Origin of the sequence: Acetobacter estunensis, assembly GCF_011516945.1 — a bacterium.
Taxonomy (GTDB): domain Bacteria; phylum Pseudomonadota; class Alphaproteobacteria; order Acetobacterales; family Acetobacteraceae; genus Acetobacter; species Acetobacter estunensis.
On sequence record NZ_WOTH01000001.1, the window covers coordinates 250066 to 264370 of the forward strand.

Annotated in this window: 12 protein-coding genes; 9 read left to right on the forward strand and 3 right to left on the reverse strand. The window is 62.2% G+C overall.

Translation table 11 applies throughout. The features are described from left to right. Positions 1-32 precede the first annotated feature (32 nt). Genes GOB87_RS01080 through xseA form a run of 3 tightly spaced genes read right to left on the reverse strand, consistent with a single transcriptional unit; the run spans position 33 to position 2745 of the window. Positions 33-1007 (reverse strand): glycosyltransferase family 2 protein, encoded by a 975-nt coding sequence (locus GOB87_RS01080; protein ID WP_264806230.1) that lies wholly within the window; start codon positions 1005-1007, stop codon positions 33-35. Further along, positions 1004-1288 (reverse strand): hypothetical protein, encoded by a 285-nt coding sequence (locus GOB87_RS01085; protein WP_166312683.1) that lies wholly within the window; start codon positions 1286-1288, stop codon positions 1004-1006. The genes GOB87_RS01080 and GOB87_RS01085 overlap by 4 nt, the downstream gene beginning before the upstream one ends. Further along, positions 1285-2745: an exodeoxyribonuclease VII large subunit gene (xseA, locus tag GOB87_RS01090; protein ID WP_166312684.1), complete on the reverse strand. Its 1461-nt coding sequence runs from the start codon at positions 2743-2745 to the stop codon at positions 1285-1287. The genes GOB87_RS01085 and xseA overlap by 4 nt, the downstream gene beginning before the upstream one ends. A gap of 97 nt (positions 2746-2842) precedes the next feature. Here xseA and purD point away from each other — a divergent pair, with 97 nt between their 5' ends. The 9 genes from purD (at position 2843) to GOB87_RS01135 (ending at position 14197) form a co-directional block, all read left to right on the forward strand. Beyond that, on the forward strand, positions 2843-4117 hold the full coding sequence (gene purD / locus GOB87_RS01095; RefSeq protein ID WP_166312685.1) for a phosphoribosylamine--glycine ligase: 1275 nt from the start codon (positions 2843-2845) through the stop codon (positions 4115-4117). Between the two features lie 224 nt (positions 4118-4341). Next, on the forward strand, positions 4342-6447 hold the full coding sequence (gene tkt / locus GOB87_RS01100; RefSeq protein WP_166312686.1) for a transketolase: 2106 nt from the start codon (positions 4342-4344) through the stop codon (positions 6445-6447). 102 nt (positions 6448-6549) lie between these two features. Continuing rightward, positions 6550-9405 carry a bifunctional transaldolase/phosoglucose isomerase gene (locus GOB87_RS01105; protein WP_166312687.1) on the forward strand — a complete coding sequence of 952 codons (2856 nt, stop codon included), beginning with the start codon at positions 6550-6552 and terminating at the stop codon, positions 9403-9405. A 23-nt stretch (positions 9406-9428) separates the two neighbouring features. Beyond that, positions 9429-10427, forward strand: a complete 999-nt coding sequence (gnd, locus tag GOB87_RS01110; protein ID WP_166312688.1) for a phosphogluconate dehydrogenase (NAD(+)-dependent, decarboxylating) — start codon at positions 9429-9431, stop codon at positions 10425-10427. Between the two features lie 37 nt (positions 10428-10464). Beyond that, complete coding sequence (locus GOB87_RS01115; RefSeq protein WP_166312689.1) at positions 10465-11334, forward strand: Cof-type HAD-IIB family hydrolase; 870 nt, start codon at positions 10465-10467, stop codon at positions 11332-11334. Further along, a complete protein-coding gene (locus tag GOB87_RS01120; protein WP_166312690.1) occupies positions 11331-12170 on the forward strand; it encodes a Cof-type HAD-IIB family hydrolase in 840 nt (279 codons plus the stop codon). The genes GOB87_RS01115 and GOB87_RS01120 overlap by 4 nt, the downstream gene beginning before the upstream one ends. Beyond that, positions 12167-12910, forward strand: a complete 744-nt coding sequence (gene pgl, locus GOB87_RS01125; protein WP_166312691.1) for a 6-phosphogluconolactonase — start codon at positions 12167-12169, stop codon at positions 12908-12910. Before GOB87_RS01120 ends, pgl begins: the two co-directional genes overlap by 4 nt. Positions 12911-12925: 15 nt before the next feature. After that, on the forward strand, positions 12926-13630 hold the full coding sequence (rpiA, locus tag GOB87_RS01130; RefSeq protein ID WP_166312692.1) for a ribose-5-phosphate isomerase RpiA: 705 nt from the start codon (positions 12926-12928) through the stop codon (positions 13628-13630). Between the two features lie 30 nt (positions 13631-13660). Then, positions 13661-14197 (forward strand): gluconokinase, encoded by a 537-nt coding sequence (locus GOB87_RS01135; protein WP_166312693.1) that lies wholly within the window; start codon positions 13661-13663, stop codon positions 14195-14197. Positions 14198-14305: the final 108 nt, after the last annotated feature.

A 14305-nucleotide genomic window follows, 5' to 3' on the forward strand; every position in this document is an offset into this window, starting at 1 on the left:
ATTTCATGCAGCGCTGCTTTGAACATGGGCGTTCAGGGCAGCGCTTTTTCGTGTCTGATCTTGACGGTTTTTCCATAGGGACCGCCGCAGCGCTTCATGCCGTCGTGCAGGGCGCGCAGCATGAAGCGAAGTCGGGTCAGACGTGCATCGCCCACAAGCACGAAGGCCAAGAGGGAGAAAGACGCCCGGCTCAGGAAATACCGTTTCCAGCACATGGGAATATAGGATCGTTGCGCAAGGAGCAGGCAGTTGCGCGTGAAGTAGTAATTTCGGATCGGCGCATGCATGGTGATGGAACGTCCGAAAAGCCGTGCGCGCCGGTCTCCGATCCTGTGGCTGATGGCGTGAGACAGCGAAAGAACGCAGCGGTAACCAGCATTTGTAGCGCGCAGGCACCATTCCAGATCGACCAGATCTATGAAGAGATCCTCTTCCATCATGCCGACATCTTTTAACGTGGCCATGGGAATGAACGAGCCTGAGGCGATGACGAAATCCGTTTCCGCGAAACGTCCCGTATCACCGGACAGATCGAGGCGACGGATCTGTCCGTCCATCGTGCGGAAAGCGGCAGCGGGTCGTCCGGTGTAATAGTCACGGTAGGGCAGGCCGATGGCCGCAAGATGGAGCCCTTCCATGTGCAGATGGTGGGCGTCGTTGAGAAGTGTGGCGATGATGCCGGGGGGGGTGACCGTGTCCTGATCGAGCAGGAACACGAAATCCGCATCGGCCTGCAGCCGGATGCCATGGTTCTGGGCGGAGGCAATGCCTTCATTGGAACCAAGAGCCACCAGTGTGACATCGTGACGGTCTATTTCATGGCGCAACTCCGCAATATTGGGGGAGCCATTATCCACAACTGTCACAGAACATGGCTCGTCTCTTAGGGCATCCAGAGACGCTCGTAGAAGGTCCATGTCGGGATTGTAGGTGATAACGATGCAGGCCACTCGCCCCGACGGAGTGGCCGCTTCACATGAATTGGGAAGATTCCCGTTCAGTATCATGGCCCCTTGGCGGCGGCCGGATGATCTTCGGACGCGGGTGGGCAGGGCGTCCCCTTGTCGGCTGCGATTTCGGATGTCTGGCAGTTTGTCTGGGACACATTGGCGACCTGCCGCAGACCGGACAGGAACGACGTTCCCATATAGACGACCAGCGCCAACGATATGAAGACGAGCATGCCGATGGTGAGTAGTTTGACGGCCGGATGCTGGTCGAGTTCCCGGTCAACGGGGGGCATGGCCACGGGGTCGGTTTTCGGCGCCCTGAAATTGGGTTTCTTCACAGGTCCAGCATCCCTTGAGTGGTGGTCGGGCGGCCCTCGATTCGGGCCTCGCGCGTGGCATCCGCGAACACCAGCGCCACATCCTGTCCGGGTTTCAGCCCGGCGGCGCGGGTGATCGGTTCACCGTTATGATCACGGACGAGAACATAACCACGTTCCAGAACGGCGCGTGGTGAGACGGATTCCAGCAGACTACTCAATCCCGAGAGGCGCGTCCGGCGTTCACGGCACAGAGCTTCGAGCGGTGCGGGGGAGAGGCGAACGCGTCCGAGCCGGGCCTCGGCTGCCTTGCCGGAAGCGAGGGCTGCTGCATCCAGCGCGGCTGTGCGAAGCGCAAGCCGGGCGCGGGCCGTGTCGATCAGCGATTTCGGCGGCGGCATGTGCCGCTCGGCCTGCATCAGGGCGGCACGGCGACGTTCCACCAGTGCGGGAAGGGCGAGTTCCAGCCGGTGCGCGCGGTCATCGAGCCGCATCCGCGCTGTTGCCAGCAGGGAAGGAAGATCGGGAAGCGCGGCGGCGGCTCGGTCGAGGCGCAGTCGGGCGTTCTGGGTAATGCGGGTCAGGGCACTGCCCATGCGGGCGACGCGGTGCGTAAGATCGGCCAGCAGTTCGTCGCGCACGGGCACGGCCAGTTCGGCGGCAGCGGTGGGCGTGGGCGCGCGGATGTCCGAGACGAAGTCGATCAGCGTCGTGTCCGTCTCATGGCCCACGGCGGAAATGACGGGGATGCGACAGGCGGCGACGGCGCGCAGCACGGCTTCGTCATTGAAGGCCATCAGGTCTTCCAAGGAGCCGCCGCCACGCGCAACGATCAATACGTCGGGACGTGGAAGCTTGGCCCCCAGCCCCGGATGACCGACTTCGGCAAAACCTTCGATGGCTCCGGCAATCTGGGCGGCAGCTCCTTCACCCTGCACGGCCACGGGCCAGATCAGAAGCGTACGGGGAAAGCGGCGCGCGATGGTGGTGCGGATGTCGTGCAGCACCGCGCCCTGAAGTGAGGTGACGACACCAATGACACGGGGCAGACGCGGAATGGGACGCTTGCGCTTGGCGTCGAACAGTCCTTCCTGCGCGAGTTTCTGGCGCAGACGTTCGATGCGGGCGAGCAGCGCGCCTTCACCGGCATATTCCATCTTCTCGACAATGAGCTGATAGCTTGATCTTTCGCCATAAGCCGAGACGCGGCCCGTTGCGATGATTTCCAGCCCGTTTTCCGGCACCAGCCCAAGCCGTGAGACGGAGCCGCGCCAGACCACGCCCGAGAGCTTGCCGCGCTCGTCCTTGAGCGAAAAGTAGAGATGCCCCGAACTGTAGCGTTTGAACTCGGTGATCTCGCCACGTACCCGCACGCGCCCGAAGGTGCTTTCCAGTGTCTGCCGGATGGCGCCCGAAATCTCGGAGACCGAGTATTCCGGCACGTTGCCGAAAGGGGATGTCGCGGGGTGATCGTCCATGGCGCGACCCTATGCTATAGGCGCGTCACCCTCAACCGGGATAAGGCCCGCATTGACCGTGCATGTGGGATGTCCGGCGTCGGAGAAGGAAGGCACGATGAAGGTTCTGTTGGTTGGATCAGGCGGTCGCGAGCATGCGCTGGCGACGGCGCTGGCGGCATCGCCAGCCCTGACGAAGCTGTTCATCGCGCCGGGCAATCCGGGCACGGCAGCGTGCGGCACGAATGTCGCGATTGCGGCAGGCGATGTGGCTGCGCTGGTGGCCTTTGCGCAGCGCGAGAGCATCGACCTTGTCGTCCCCGGTCCCGAAGCGCCGCTGGTGGCGGGGCTTGCCGATGCGTGCGCGAAAATTGGCATTGCCTGCGCTGGTCCGACGCAGGCGGCAGCCCAGCTTGAAGGCAGCAAGAGCTTTACCAAGGAAGTGTGCGATGCCGCTGGCATTCCTACGGCGAAGTGGGAACGCTTTACCGATGCCGCGCATGCCATCGCTTGCGTGCGGCGTCGTGGTGGGCCGATCGTGGTCAAGGCCGACGGGCTGGCGGCGGGCAAGGGCGTGGTCGTGGCTCAGACGGCAGAGGAAGCCGAAGGCGCCATCATTGACATGATGACGTCCGACAAGCTGGGCGACGCTGGTAAATCGGTGGTGATCGAAGAGTGTCTCGTGGGTGAGGAGGTCTCGCTCTTTGCGTTCTGTTCCGGTGAGACGGCGGTGCTGATCGGGGCTGCGCAGGACCACAAGCGCATTGGGGATGGGGACACGGGGCCGAACACCGGCGGTATGGGCGCGGTTTCGCCGCCTGCGGGATTTGATCGCGCGGCTCAGGAAAAGGCGTTGGATGTGCTCGTGCGCCCCATGCTGATGGAGATGACGCGGCGTGGCACGCCGTTTCGTGGCGTGATCTTCGCGGGGCTGATGCTCACGAATGAAGGGCCTAAGCTGATCGAATACAATGTGCGCTTCGGAGACCCGGAGGCGCAGGCGTTGTTGATCCGCCTGACCACCGATCTGCTTCCGGCGCTGGAGGCGCTGGCGAAGGATCGGCTCACGGATGTGCGGATCGGGTTCTCCGATGAGGCTTCGGCTGCCGTGGTGATGGCGGCCAAGGGTTATCCGGGGGATTACGCAAAGGGCGGTCACATCGAAGGACTTGATGCGGCCGAGGCCATTCCCGGCGTGCGCGTGTTTCAGGCGGGGACAGCTCTGAATCGCGAAGGACAGCTTGTGGCGTCGGGTGGTCGCGTTCTGACGGTCTGCGCCACGGCTCCTACGATGAAGGAAGCTGTTGAGACGGCCTATCGCGGTGTGGCCGTCATTCGCTGGGATGACGCGGTGTGGCGGCGCGATATCGGGGCGCGTGCTCTTTCCGTGTAACATTGAAATAAGGTGAACACTCCTGCTCACAAGAGCGTGATGCGGGAAACCATGGGGAAGGGCAGGGCTTGAATCCGGCAGTTTCCCCACTTCTTCGTGCGGATGAGGACACGCCTTGCCGGAGGCCGGACCGCGTGGGATGGTAACGCCCTGATTTTTGGGACGTCCGTCCGGTCGAACTTCATCCATCGCAGGTCTGACTGATACTTAGGGGATCGTTTGCAATGCGTTCTTTCCACGCCGCTCTCGCGGTTCGGGCGCCGGAAACTGGCGGGGCCGCCGGTCATGACATGGACCGGACCTGCATCGACACCATTCGTACGCTGTCCATGGACGCCGTGCAGAAGGCCAATTCCGGTCATCCGGGCACGGCCATGGCGCTCGCCCCCGTGGCCTATACGATCTGGCAGGATGTGCTGAACTACGATCCGGCCAATCCGCTGTGGCCCGCGCGTGACCGCTTCGTGCTGTCGGTGGGTCATGCGTCCATGCTGCTGTATTCGCTGATCTGTCTGAGCGGCATCCGCGACGTGAAAGACGGCAAGGTGATGAACGGGCCTTCGCTCACGGTGGAAGACCTTGAGCAGTTCCGTCAGTTCGGCTCCAAGACGCCCGGTCACCCGGAATACCATCACACGGTGGGCGTCGAGACCACGACCGGCCCGCTTGGGCAAGGCTGTGGCAATTCGGTCGGCATGGCGATTGCCGAGAAATGGCTGGCCGCGCGCTTCAACAAGCCCGGCTTCAAGCTGTTCGACCACCATGTGTACACGCTCTGCGGCGATGGCGACATGATGGAGGGCGTGTCCAGTGAGGCCGCGTCCACGGCAGGACACCTCAAGCTGGGCAACCTGATCTGGCTGTATGATGCGAATCAGATTTCCATCGAAGGCTCGACGGACATTGCCTTCACGGAAAACGTGGGCAAGCGGTTCGAAGCGTATGGCTGGCAGGTGCTCACGCTGAAGGACGCCAACGACACTGCCGCGCTGAAGAAGCTGCTGGCGGACGCGAAGGCCGAGACGCAGAAGCCGACGATGATCGTTGTGCACTCAGTCATTGCGTGGGGCGCACCGCACAAGGCGGGCACGGCGGCAGCCCATGGCGAACCGCTGGGTGTGGACGAGATTCGCGAGACCAAGCGCGCCTATGGCTGGCCGGAGGACAAGTCTTTCTATGTGCCCGAAGGCGTGATGGCGCATTTCCAGCAGGGTTTGGGCGCACGTGGTGCGGCGGCGAGCAAGGCATGGGATGATCTGTTCACGGCCTATCAGAAGGAACACCCCGATCTGGCGGCGGAACTGGACCTGATCCTGTCCGGCAGGCTGCCCGAGGGCTGGGACGCGGACATCCCGAGCTATCCGGCGGATGCAAAAGGCATCGCGACCCGCGCCAGTTCGGGTGAGGTGGAGAACGCGGTTGCGAAGAACCTGCCGTGGCTGATCGGTGGTTCAGCGGATCTTGCGCCCTCGACCAAGACGCTCATCAAGAACGGCGGGGCGTTTCAGCCGGAGGCGTGGGGCGGCACCTATGCCGGACGCAACTTCCATTTCGGCGTGCGCGAGCATGCGATGGGCGCCATCGTCAACGGCATGGCGCTTTCGGGTGTGCGGCCTTATGGCGCGGGCTTCCTGATCTTTTCGGATTACATGAAGGCGCCGATCCGCCTGTCGGCGCTGATGAAACTGCCTTCGATCTATATCTTCACGCACGATTCCATTGGGGTGGGTGAAGACGGTCCGACGCATCAGCCCATCGAGCAGCTTGTGCAGCTTCGCGCGACGCCGGGCGTGGTCACGATCCGTCCGGGCGACGCCAACGAAGTGGCGGAGGCGTGGCGCACGCTGATTCCGTTCCGTGATCGTCCGGTGGCGCTCGCGCTGAGCCGCCAGAATCTGCCGACGCTGGATCGCAGTAAATATGCCTCCGCCGCCGGTCTGGCGAAGGGCGCATATGTGCTGGCGGACAGCGGCAAGACGCCGGTCGTTATTCTGATTGCGACGGGCAGCGAGCTGTCGCTGGCGGTCGAAGCGTATGAGAAGCTGACCGCTGAGGGTGTGGCGGCGCGTGTCGTGTCCATGCCGTCATGGGAGCTGTTCGAAGAGCAGCCGCAATCCTACCGTGACGAGGTGTTGCCTCCCTCCGTCACCGCCCGCGTAGCGGTGGAGGCGGCTTCTCCCATCGGCTGGCATCGCTATGTCGGTCTGACGGGTGAGGTCGTGTGCATGCATGGCTTCGGGGCATCCGCACCGGCGTCGGCCCTGATGAAAGCGTTCGGCTTCACTGTGGAGAATGTGCTGTCCGCCGCTCGCAGGCAGGCGAGCATCTAGGAGGCTTCAAGCCCCGCATTCCGACCGGGGTGCGGGGCTTATGCTTTGTTGAGTAAAATTGTTCGGCCCGGACCATGCGCCGAACCCTGAGGAGAGTTGGTCATGAATGCCTCGTCCGTTGCCGGGAAAAGCCCGTTATGCGCATTGGAGAAGTCTGGACAGTCCCCTTGGCTGGACTTCGTGCGCCGGGGCTACACGCGCGACGGGTCGATGGCGGCCCTGATCGAACATGACGGTGTGACGGGTGTGACCTCCAATCCGGCCATCTTCCAGAAGGCCATGGGCGAGGGCACGGATTACGACGCGCAGTTCCGCGACATTCTCGCGCATGAGATTGTCTCGGCCGGTGCGTTGTATGAGCGTCTGGCCATCACCGATATCCGTGAAGTGGCCAAGCTGCTGCGTCCGGTATTCGATCGCACCAACATGACGGACGGCTATGTCAGCCTGGAGGTCTCGCCCTATCTGGCACGCGACACCGAAGGCACGATTGAGGAGGCCGGTCGCCTGTGGAGTGCCGTGGCCGAGCCGAATCTGATGATCAAGATTCCGGGCACGAAAGAGGGCCTGCCCGCGATTGAGCGCAAGATCGCGGATGGTGTGAACATCAACGTCACGCTGCTGTTCTCTCTGGAACGCTACAAGGCGGTGGTGGAAGCGTGGCTCTCCGGTCTTGAAAAGCGCCATGCCGAAGGCAAGCCGGTGACGGGTGTGGCCTCCGTGGCCTCGTTCTTTGTCAGCCGGGTGGACGGCAAGGTGGACGCGGAGATTGATCGCCGCGTGAAGGCGGGCGACGCGGAGGCTGAAGCGCTCAAGGCCCTGCGTGGCAAGGTGGCCATTGCCAACGCCAAGATGGCCTATCAGCACTGGCTGGACGTGATGAAAAGCCCGCGCTGGACGAAGCTGAAAGACGCTGGAGCCCAGCCGCAGCGCCTGCTCTGGGCCTCCACGGGCACCAAGGACAAGGCTTACAGCGATGTGCTCTATGTCGAGGAACTGATCGGTCCGGAGACGGTCAACACCATTCCACCCGCGACGCTCGATGCCTTCCGCGATCATGGCAAGGTGCGGGAATCTCTGCTGGAAAACGTGGACGCCGCCCGCAAGGTGATGGCGGAGGTGGTGCGCCTGAAGATCGACCTGCCCGCGATCACCGCACGTCTGGAAGATGAAGGCGTGGTGTCGTTTGAGGAAGCGTTCGACGGTCTTCTTGGCTCGGTGGCGAAGAAGCAGGCGGCGTTTCTAGGCAACAAGCTGGCCGAAACGAAGCTCTCGCTGCCAGCCGAATTCGACGCGGCCGTGAAGGACGGGCTTGAGACGTGGCGCAAGGACGGCACGATCCGCAAGCTGTGGGCGCGTGATGCCTCGGTGTGGACCGGCACGACGGAAGCGAACTGGCTCAAGTGGCTGGACATCGTGGACGATCGTCTGGAGCATCTGTCGGAACTGGAAGCGTTCCAGAACGAGGTGAAGGCGCGCGGCTTCAGTCAGGTTCTGCTGCTGGGCATGGGCGGTTCCAGCCTTGGGCCGGAAGTGCTGGCCATGACGTTCGGCAAGCATGAAGGCTTTGGGCATCTGTATGTGCTCGACAGCACAGACCCGCAGCAGGTCCGCACGTTTGAGGGCAAGATCGATCCGAAAGAGACGCTGTTCATCGTCTCGTCCAAATCCGGCAGCACGCTGGAGCCCAACATCATGCTGTCCTACTTCTTCGATGTGGCGAAGAAGGCGATTGGCGAGAACGCGGGCCATCATTTCGTCGCCGTGACCGATCCGGGATCGGCGCTGGAAGCGCGCGCGAAGAAGGACGGTTTCTGGAAAGTCTTCCACGGCGTCAAACAGATCGGTGGCCGGTATTCCGTGCTGTCGAATTTCGGCATGGTGCCGGCGGCAGCGTCCGGCGTGCCGCTTAGGCTGTTCCTTGAGGATGCGCTGCGGGGCGTGCGGGCGTGCGACGCGAGCGTGCCGCCCGCCGTCAATCCGGGTGTGTTGCTCGGCACCGTGTTCGGTGTGGGCGCGACGAAGTTCGGGCGTGACAAGATCACCATCATCGCGACCAAGCAGGTGATGGATTTTGGCGCGTGGGCCGAGCAGCTTGTCGCGGAATCTACCGGCAAGCAGGGCAAGGGGCTGATTCCCATTGATGACGAGACGCTGGCTGGGCCCGCGCATTACGGTACGGATCGCCTGTTCGTCTATTTCCGTCTGGCCACCGAACATTCGCATGAGCAGGACGAGGCCGTGCGCACCCTGATCGACGCCGGTCAGCCGGTGGTGACGATCAACCTGCATGAGCGCCGTCAGATCGCGCAGGAGTTCTTCCGCTGGGAGATCGCGACCGCTGTTTCGGGCGCGTTCCTGCACATCAATCCGTTCGATCAGCCGGATGTGGAAGCCAGCAAGATCGCCACCAAGAAGTTGACGGCGGCCTATAACGAGACCGACGCGTTGCCTGCGGAAACGCCGTTTGCGGTGGACGGGGATCTGGCCTTCTTTGCGGATGCGAAGAACGCGGGCGCTGTGAAGGGTGCGAATGCCGAAGCCATCCTGAAAGCGCATTTCGACCGTGTGAAGGCGGGAGATTACGTGGGGCTGCTTGCTTATATCGAGCGTGACCGGGCGAGCATCGAGTGGATTCAGCATCTGCGTCTGGCCATTCGTGACGCAAAGACCGTGGCCACAGCCGCCGAGTTCGGGCCGCGTTTCCTGCACTCCACCGGACAGGCTTACAAGGGTGGTCCTGACACGGGCGTATTCCTTCAGATCACGGCGGATGACGCCCATGATCTGCCGGTACCGGGTGAGCGTTACAGCTTTGGCGTGGTGAAAGCGGCGCAGGCACGTGGCGATTTCGACGTGCTGGCCGAACGCGGTCGTCGTGCGTTGCGGGTTCACATCAAGGGCGATCTGAAGGCGGGGCTTGCGCGTCTGTCCACGCTCATCCGCGCCGCACTCTGAGAGACAAGAGGGAAGAAAAGCACATGCAGATCGGAATCATCGGTCTTGGCCGCATGGGCGGCAACATCGCCGTCCGCCTGACCCGCCATGGGCATGACGTCGTGGTCTATGACCGTGATCCCGAGACCGTGCGCGCTGTCGTGGGGCGTGCGGAGAATGGGCGTGCTGTCGGGGCGTCCAGCGACGCCGATCTGGTGAGCAGGCTTACGGGTGAGCGCAAGATCGTGTGGCTGATGTTGCCTGCGGGCGAGATCACGGAAGCCGCTGTGCAAACAGTTGGCGCGTTGCTTGGGAAGGGTGACATCCTGATCGACGGCGGCAACACGTTTTACAAGGACGACATTCGCCGCGCGGCCGAGTTGCGGCAATGTGGTGTGGAATATGTCGATGTCGGCACGTCTGGCGGTGTGTGGGGGCTGGAGCGCGGCTACTGCATGATGTTCGGCGGTGAGAAGGACGTGGTCGAGCATATCGATCCGATCCTGCGTGCGCTGGCGCCGGGCATGGGTGATGTCGAGCGTACGCCGGGACGTGATCGCGAAGGTCTCGATCCGCACGCCGAGCAGGGCTACCTTCATTGTGGTCCCGCAGGGGCGGGTCATTTCGTGAAGATGGTCCATAACGGCATCGAATACGGAATGATGCAGGCCTTTGCAGAAGGTTTTGACGTCATGAAGTGCAAGGATTCCCCGCTTCTGGCGGAAGATCAGCGCTACAGTCTGAACATGGCCGATATCGCGGAGGTCTGGCGCCGCGGCAGCGTTGTGTCATCGTGGCTGCTGGATCTGACGGCGGAAGCCATGGCGAAAAATGGCGAGTTGTCGGAGTTCTCCGGTCAGGTGAAGGATTCGGGCGAGGGACGCTGGACGATCGAGGCGGCGATCGAGGAATCGGTGCCGGTGCCAGTGATGACGGCGGCGTTGTTCACGCGCTTTCGTTCGCGCTCGGGCAACACCTATGCCGAGAAAGTGCTGTCCGCCATGCGGTTCGGCTTCGGTGGCCATGTGGAAAAGGGAAACTGAGTGACGGCCTGAACAGGCCGCCTTCAGGGGAGAGTTGATGAGAACCGACGAAGAAGCCCGCCACGACGCCAAGGCCCCTCCGACGGACGTGGTCCGGCTGGTCGTCAGTGACATGGACGGCACGCTGCTGACGCCTCACAAGCAGGTCACGCAGGCGACGGTAAAAGCCATTGCCCGTTTGCGTGAAGCGGGTGTGGCGGTGTGTCTGGTCAGCAGTCGCGCCATGCCGGGTGTGACGCGCTATCTGGATGCGCTCAAGCTTGGCACGCCCTGCGCGGCGCTGAACGGCGCGTTGATCCATGATGCGCAGGGCCGCACGCTCTCCTCTCTGACGCTTCCCAAAGATGCTGTGCAGGAAACGCTGGATATGTTCAGCGTGCATGACGTCGAGCCGTGGCTGTTTGTCGGCACGGACTGGATCGTGCGGGATGCGACCACGGGGTATGCCCCGCAGGAAGCGAAAACGCTCGGCATTACGCCCAAAGTTGTGAGCGATTTCGGTCCGTTCGAGGATAAGGTGGGGAAACTCACTGGCTCCAGCGCGGATTATGATCTGCTGATCCGGCAGGAAGCCGAGATTGGAGAGTTGTTGGCGGGACGTGCGAGCGTGGCGCGGTCGGCGGATTATTACCTCGATATCACGCCGCTTGAGGCCAACAAGGGTCATGCCTTGCGTGAGTTGGGCAAGCTGATGGGCGTGCCGTTGCACGAGATCGCGTGTCTGGGCGACATGCCCAACGACATTCCGATGCTCGATATCGCAGGGCTGGCGATTGCCATGGGCAATGCGACGGACGAGGTGGCTTCGCACGCGCATGTCATCACCGACACGAATGAGAACGAAGGTTGGGCCAAAGCGGTCGAGACCTTCATTCTGCCGCGTGTTCCGGGAGCCACCACGACATGAGCGCCTCCCGTGTGCCCGCTGCTGATCCTGCCTCCGTCCGCCTCGTGCTGGCCGATGTGGACGGCACGCTGGTCACGCGGGAGAAAATCCTCACCCCGCGCGCCATTGCAGCCGTGAAAGCGCTGCGTCGTTTGGGCATTCTGTTCGCCATCACGTCGGGCCGTCCGCCCAAAGGCATGGAAATGCTGTTTGGGCCGCTTGAACTGGACACGCCGATTGCCGGGTTCAATGGCGGCCTGATGGTGAAGCCCGATTTCTCGGTCATTCAGTCACTCACCTTGCCGCCGGATGTGGTGAAGCAGACGGTTGGGCTGATGCGTAAGCGTGGCGTGGATGTCTGGCTCTATCGTGGCAATGAGTGGCTGGTGCCCGATCTGGATCATCCGCATGTGGCGCGGGAACAGTGGACCGTTAAGTTTCCGCCCATCGTGTGCTCCGATTTGGATGCGATCACGGACGGGATCGTGAAAATCACCGGTGTGAGCGATGATCTGTCCTTGATGAAAACGCTGGAAGGCGAAGTGCAGAAAGCGCTGGGCAAGCAGGCGTCTGCGGCGCTGTCGCAGCCCTATTACCTCGACGTGACGCATCCCGATGCCAATAAGGGCAGCGTGGTGCGCACACTTTCGCGCCTGCTCGATGTGCCGCCTGCGCAGATCATGACGCTGGGCGACCAGCCCAATGATGTGCCGATGTTCCATGCATCCGGTGTTTCCGTAGCCATGGGGCAGGCGGCGGACAGTGTGAAGGCAGAGGCCACCTTCGTGACCGCGTCCAGCGAGGACGAAGGTTTTGCCCGTGCGTTGGAAGGTCACATTGTGGGAGTAAGGTCATGAATGGGCATGACGTGATGTCGGCTCAGGAAGTCGTGTTGGAGAATGCGGATGCGGTGGCGCGGCACGTCGCCGCATTCCTGCTGGAAAAAGCCTGTGAAGCGCGTGGAATATTTCGCATTGCGCTATCGGGTGGTTCCACGCCGAAGAAGCTCTACACGCTTATGGCCGCTCCATCCTATGCCAGCCTGTTTCCGTGGAAGAAGGTGCAGTTCTTCTTTGGCGATGATCGTTTTGTGCCGGCGGATTCCCCTGACAGCAACCGGGGCATGGTGCAGGACATTTTGTTCTCGAAAGTGAAAGTGCCAACCGCCAATATTCACCCCATGCCCGATCGGGGCGATCCGGATGAAGCGGCGAGGGCCTATGAAGCCGAATTGAAGAAGGCGTATGGTGCGGATCGTCTCATTCCCAACAAACCGCTGTTTGACATGGTGCTGCTGGGACTGGGCGAGAATGGACATACGGCGTCCCTTTTTCCCCGCCAGCCGGCTCTGGAAGAGACGACGCGCTGGGTGGCGCCGTGTGTGCCCGATGACGCACCGCATACGCGCCTGACATTGACCTATCCAGCCATTGCGTCCAGCCGCTATGTGCTGTTTCTCGTCACCGGCACCTCCAAGGCGGAAGTGCTGGAGCGGGTGCGGGCAGGCGATCCGGCGGAACCGGCCAGCCACATTCGTTCGGACGGACAGATCGAGTGGATTGTGGACAGGCAGGCGGCGGGCCAGCCGCAAGAGTGAGCAAGGATACGAATAATGACAGCACTCACGCCGGAAATGGCAAAGGAACTGAAGCGGCAGGCCGCTGAACAGGCAGCAGCACTGGTCGAGGACGGCATGGTCGTGGGGCTGGGCACTGGCAGCACGGCGGCGTTCGTGGTGGCCGCACTGGGACGGCGTCACGCGGAGGGGCTGCGTTTCCTCGGTATCCCGACATCGGTCGCGACCGAAACGCAAGCGCGGAGCCTTGGGATTCCGCTGACAACGTTTTCCGAGCATGCCGTGGTGGATATGACCATCGACGGCGCAGACGAGATTGAGCGTGGCTCGCTGGATCTCATCAAGGGGCTCGGGGGTGCGCTGCTGCGTGAGAAGATCGTGGCCGCCGCGTCGAAGCGTCTGGTGATCGTGGCTGACGAGAGCAAGCTTGTGGATCATCTGGGCGCGCACACGCTTCTGCCGGTCGAGGTCACCCCTTTCGGATGGGAAAGCACGGCGCGTCATCTGGAGAAATTCGGCGCGCGAATCTCGCCACGTCGCAATCGTGAGGGAGCTTTCTTTGTCAGTGATGGTGGCAACCTGATTCTCGATTGCACCTTTCCCGTGATCGACGATCCGGGAAAGATGGAGCGCGATATCCGCTCGGTGATCGGTGTGGTGGAGTGTGGTCTGTTTGTCGGGCTTGCCACGGAGGCCATCGTGGCGGGTTCCGATGGTGTTATCCGACTGACGGCGGTCTGAGAACCGACCCACAAAGGAAGAGAGGCCATCATGGAGCAGCCGGTAGCCCAAGGAATTACGCCGCGTATCGTGGTGTTGATGGGTGTGACCGCCAGCGGCAAGACCATGGTGGCCGAAGGGCTGCACAATCTGCTCGGCTGGCCCTTTCAGGAAGGGGACGATCTGCATCCCAAAAGCAATATCGAGAAGATGGCGGCGGGTATTCCGCTCACGGATGAGGATCGTCTTCCGTGGCTTCAGGCCTGCCGTGCGTGGATCGACGCCCGTGCGCGGGAGGGCAGGGGCGGCATCATGTCCTGCTCGGCGCTCAAGCGGTCTTACCGGCAATTGCTGGCCGCAGACGGTGTGGATATTACGTTTCTGCTGCTGAACGTGCCGCGTGATGTGCTGGAACAGCGGCTGAAGGGGCGCAAAGGGCATTTCATGCCGGCAAGTCTTCTGGACAGCCAGCTTGCCACTCTGGAGCCGCCCGGTCCCGATGAGCACGTGTTGATCCTGAATGCGCTGTCCTCTCCGGCGAGGACGATTGCGCGTGCTTTGGAACTGCTCCGGGTGGATCAGGCTTAGGGCCTGTTAGATCTTGAATTTCTTCCCATATTGTAGGGATGGAAGAAGGAGACAGAACAGGCACCTTTACGGACGAGACATGGGCGATCTGGGAACCTCTGATTGAGG

Excerpts from the sequence above, each read along its gene's own strand:
- GOB87_RS01115 (WP_166312689.1), top strand. The coding sequence starts at position 10,465 with ATGAGAACCGACGAAGAAGCCCGCCACGACGCCAAGGCCCCTCCGACG.
- xseA (WP_166312684.1), bottom strand. The coding sequence starts at position 2,745 with ATGGACGATCACCCCGCGACATCCCCTTTCGGCAACGTGCCGGAATAC.
- rpiA (WP_166312692.1), top strand. The coding sequence starts at position 12,926 with ATGACAGCACTCACGCCGGAAATGGCAAAGGAACTGAAGCGGCAGGCC.
- GOB87_RS01120 (WP_166312690.1), top strand. The coding sequence starts at position 11,331 with ATGAGCGCCTCCCGTGTGCCCGCTGCTGATCCTGCCTCCGTCCGCCTC.
- GOB87_RS01135 (WP_166312693.1), top strand. The coding sequence starts at position 13,661 with ATGGAGCAGCCGGTAGCCCAAGGAATTACGCCGCGTATCGTGGTGTTG.
- purD (WP_166312685.1), top strand. The coding sequence starts at position 2,843 with ATGAAGGTTCTGTTGGTTGGATCAGGCGGTCGCGAGCATGCGCTGGCG.
- GOB87_RS01105 (WP_166312687.1), top strand. The coding sequence starts at position 6,550 with ATGAATGCCTCGTCCGTTGCCGGGAAAAGCCCGTTATGCGCATTGGAG.
- gnd (WP_166312688.1), top strand. The coding sequence starts at position 9,429 with ATGCAGATCGGAATCATCGGTCTTGGCCGCATGGGCGGCAACATCGCC.
- pgl (WP_166312691.1), top strand. The coding sequence starts at position 12,167 with ATGAATGGGCATGACGTGATGTCGGCTCAGGAAGTCGTGTTGGAGAAT.
- tkt (WP_166312686.1), top strand. The coding sequence starts at position 4,342 with ATGCGTTCTTTCCACGCCGCTCTCGCGGTTCGGGCGCCGGAAACTGGC.
- GOB87_RS01080 (WP_264806230.1), bottom strand. The coding sequence starts at position 1,007 with ATGATACTGAACGGGAATCTTCCCAATTCATGTGAAGCGGCCACTCCG.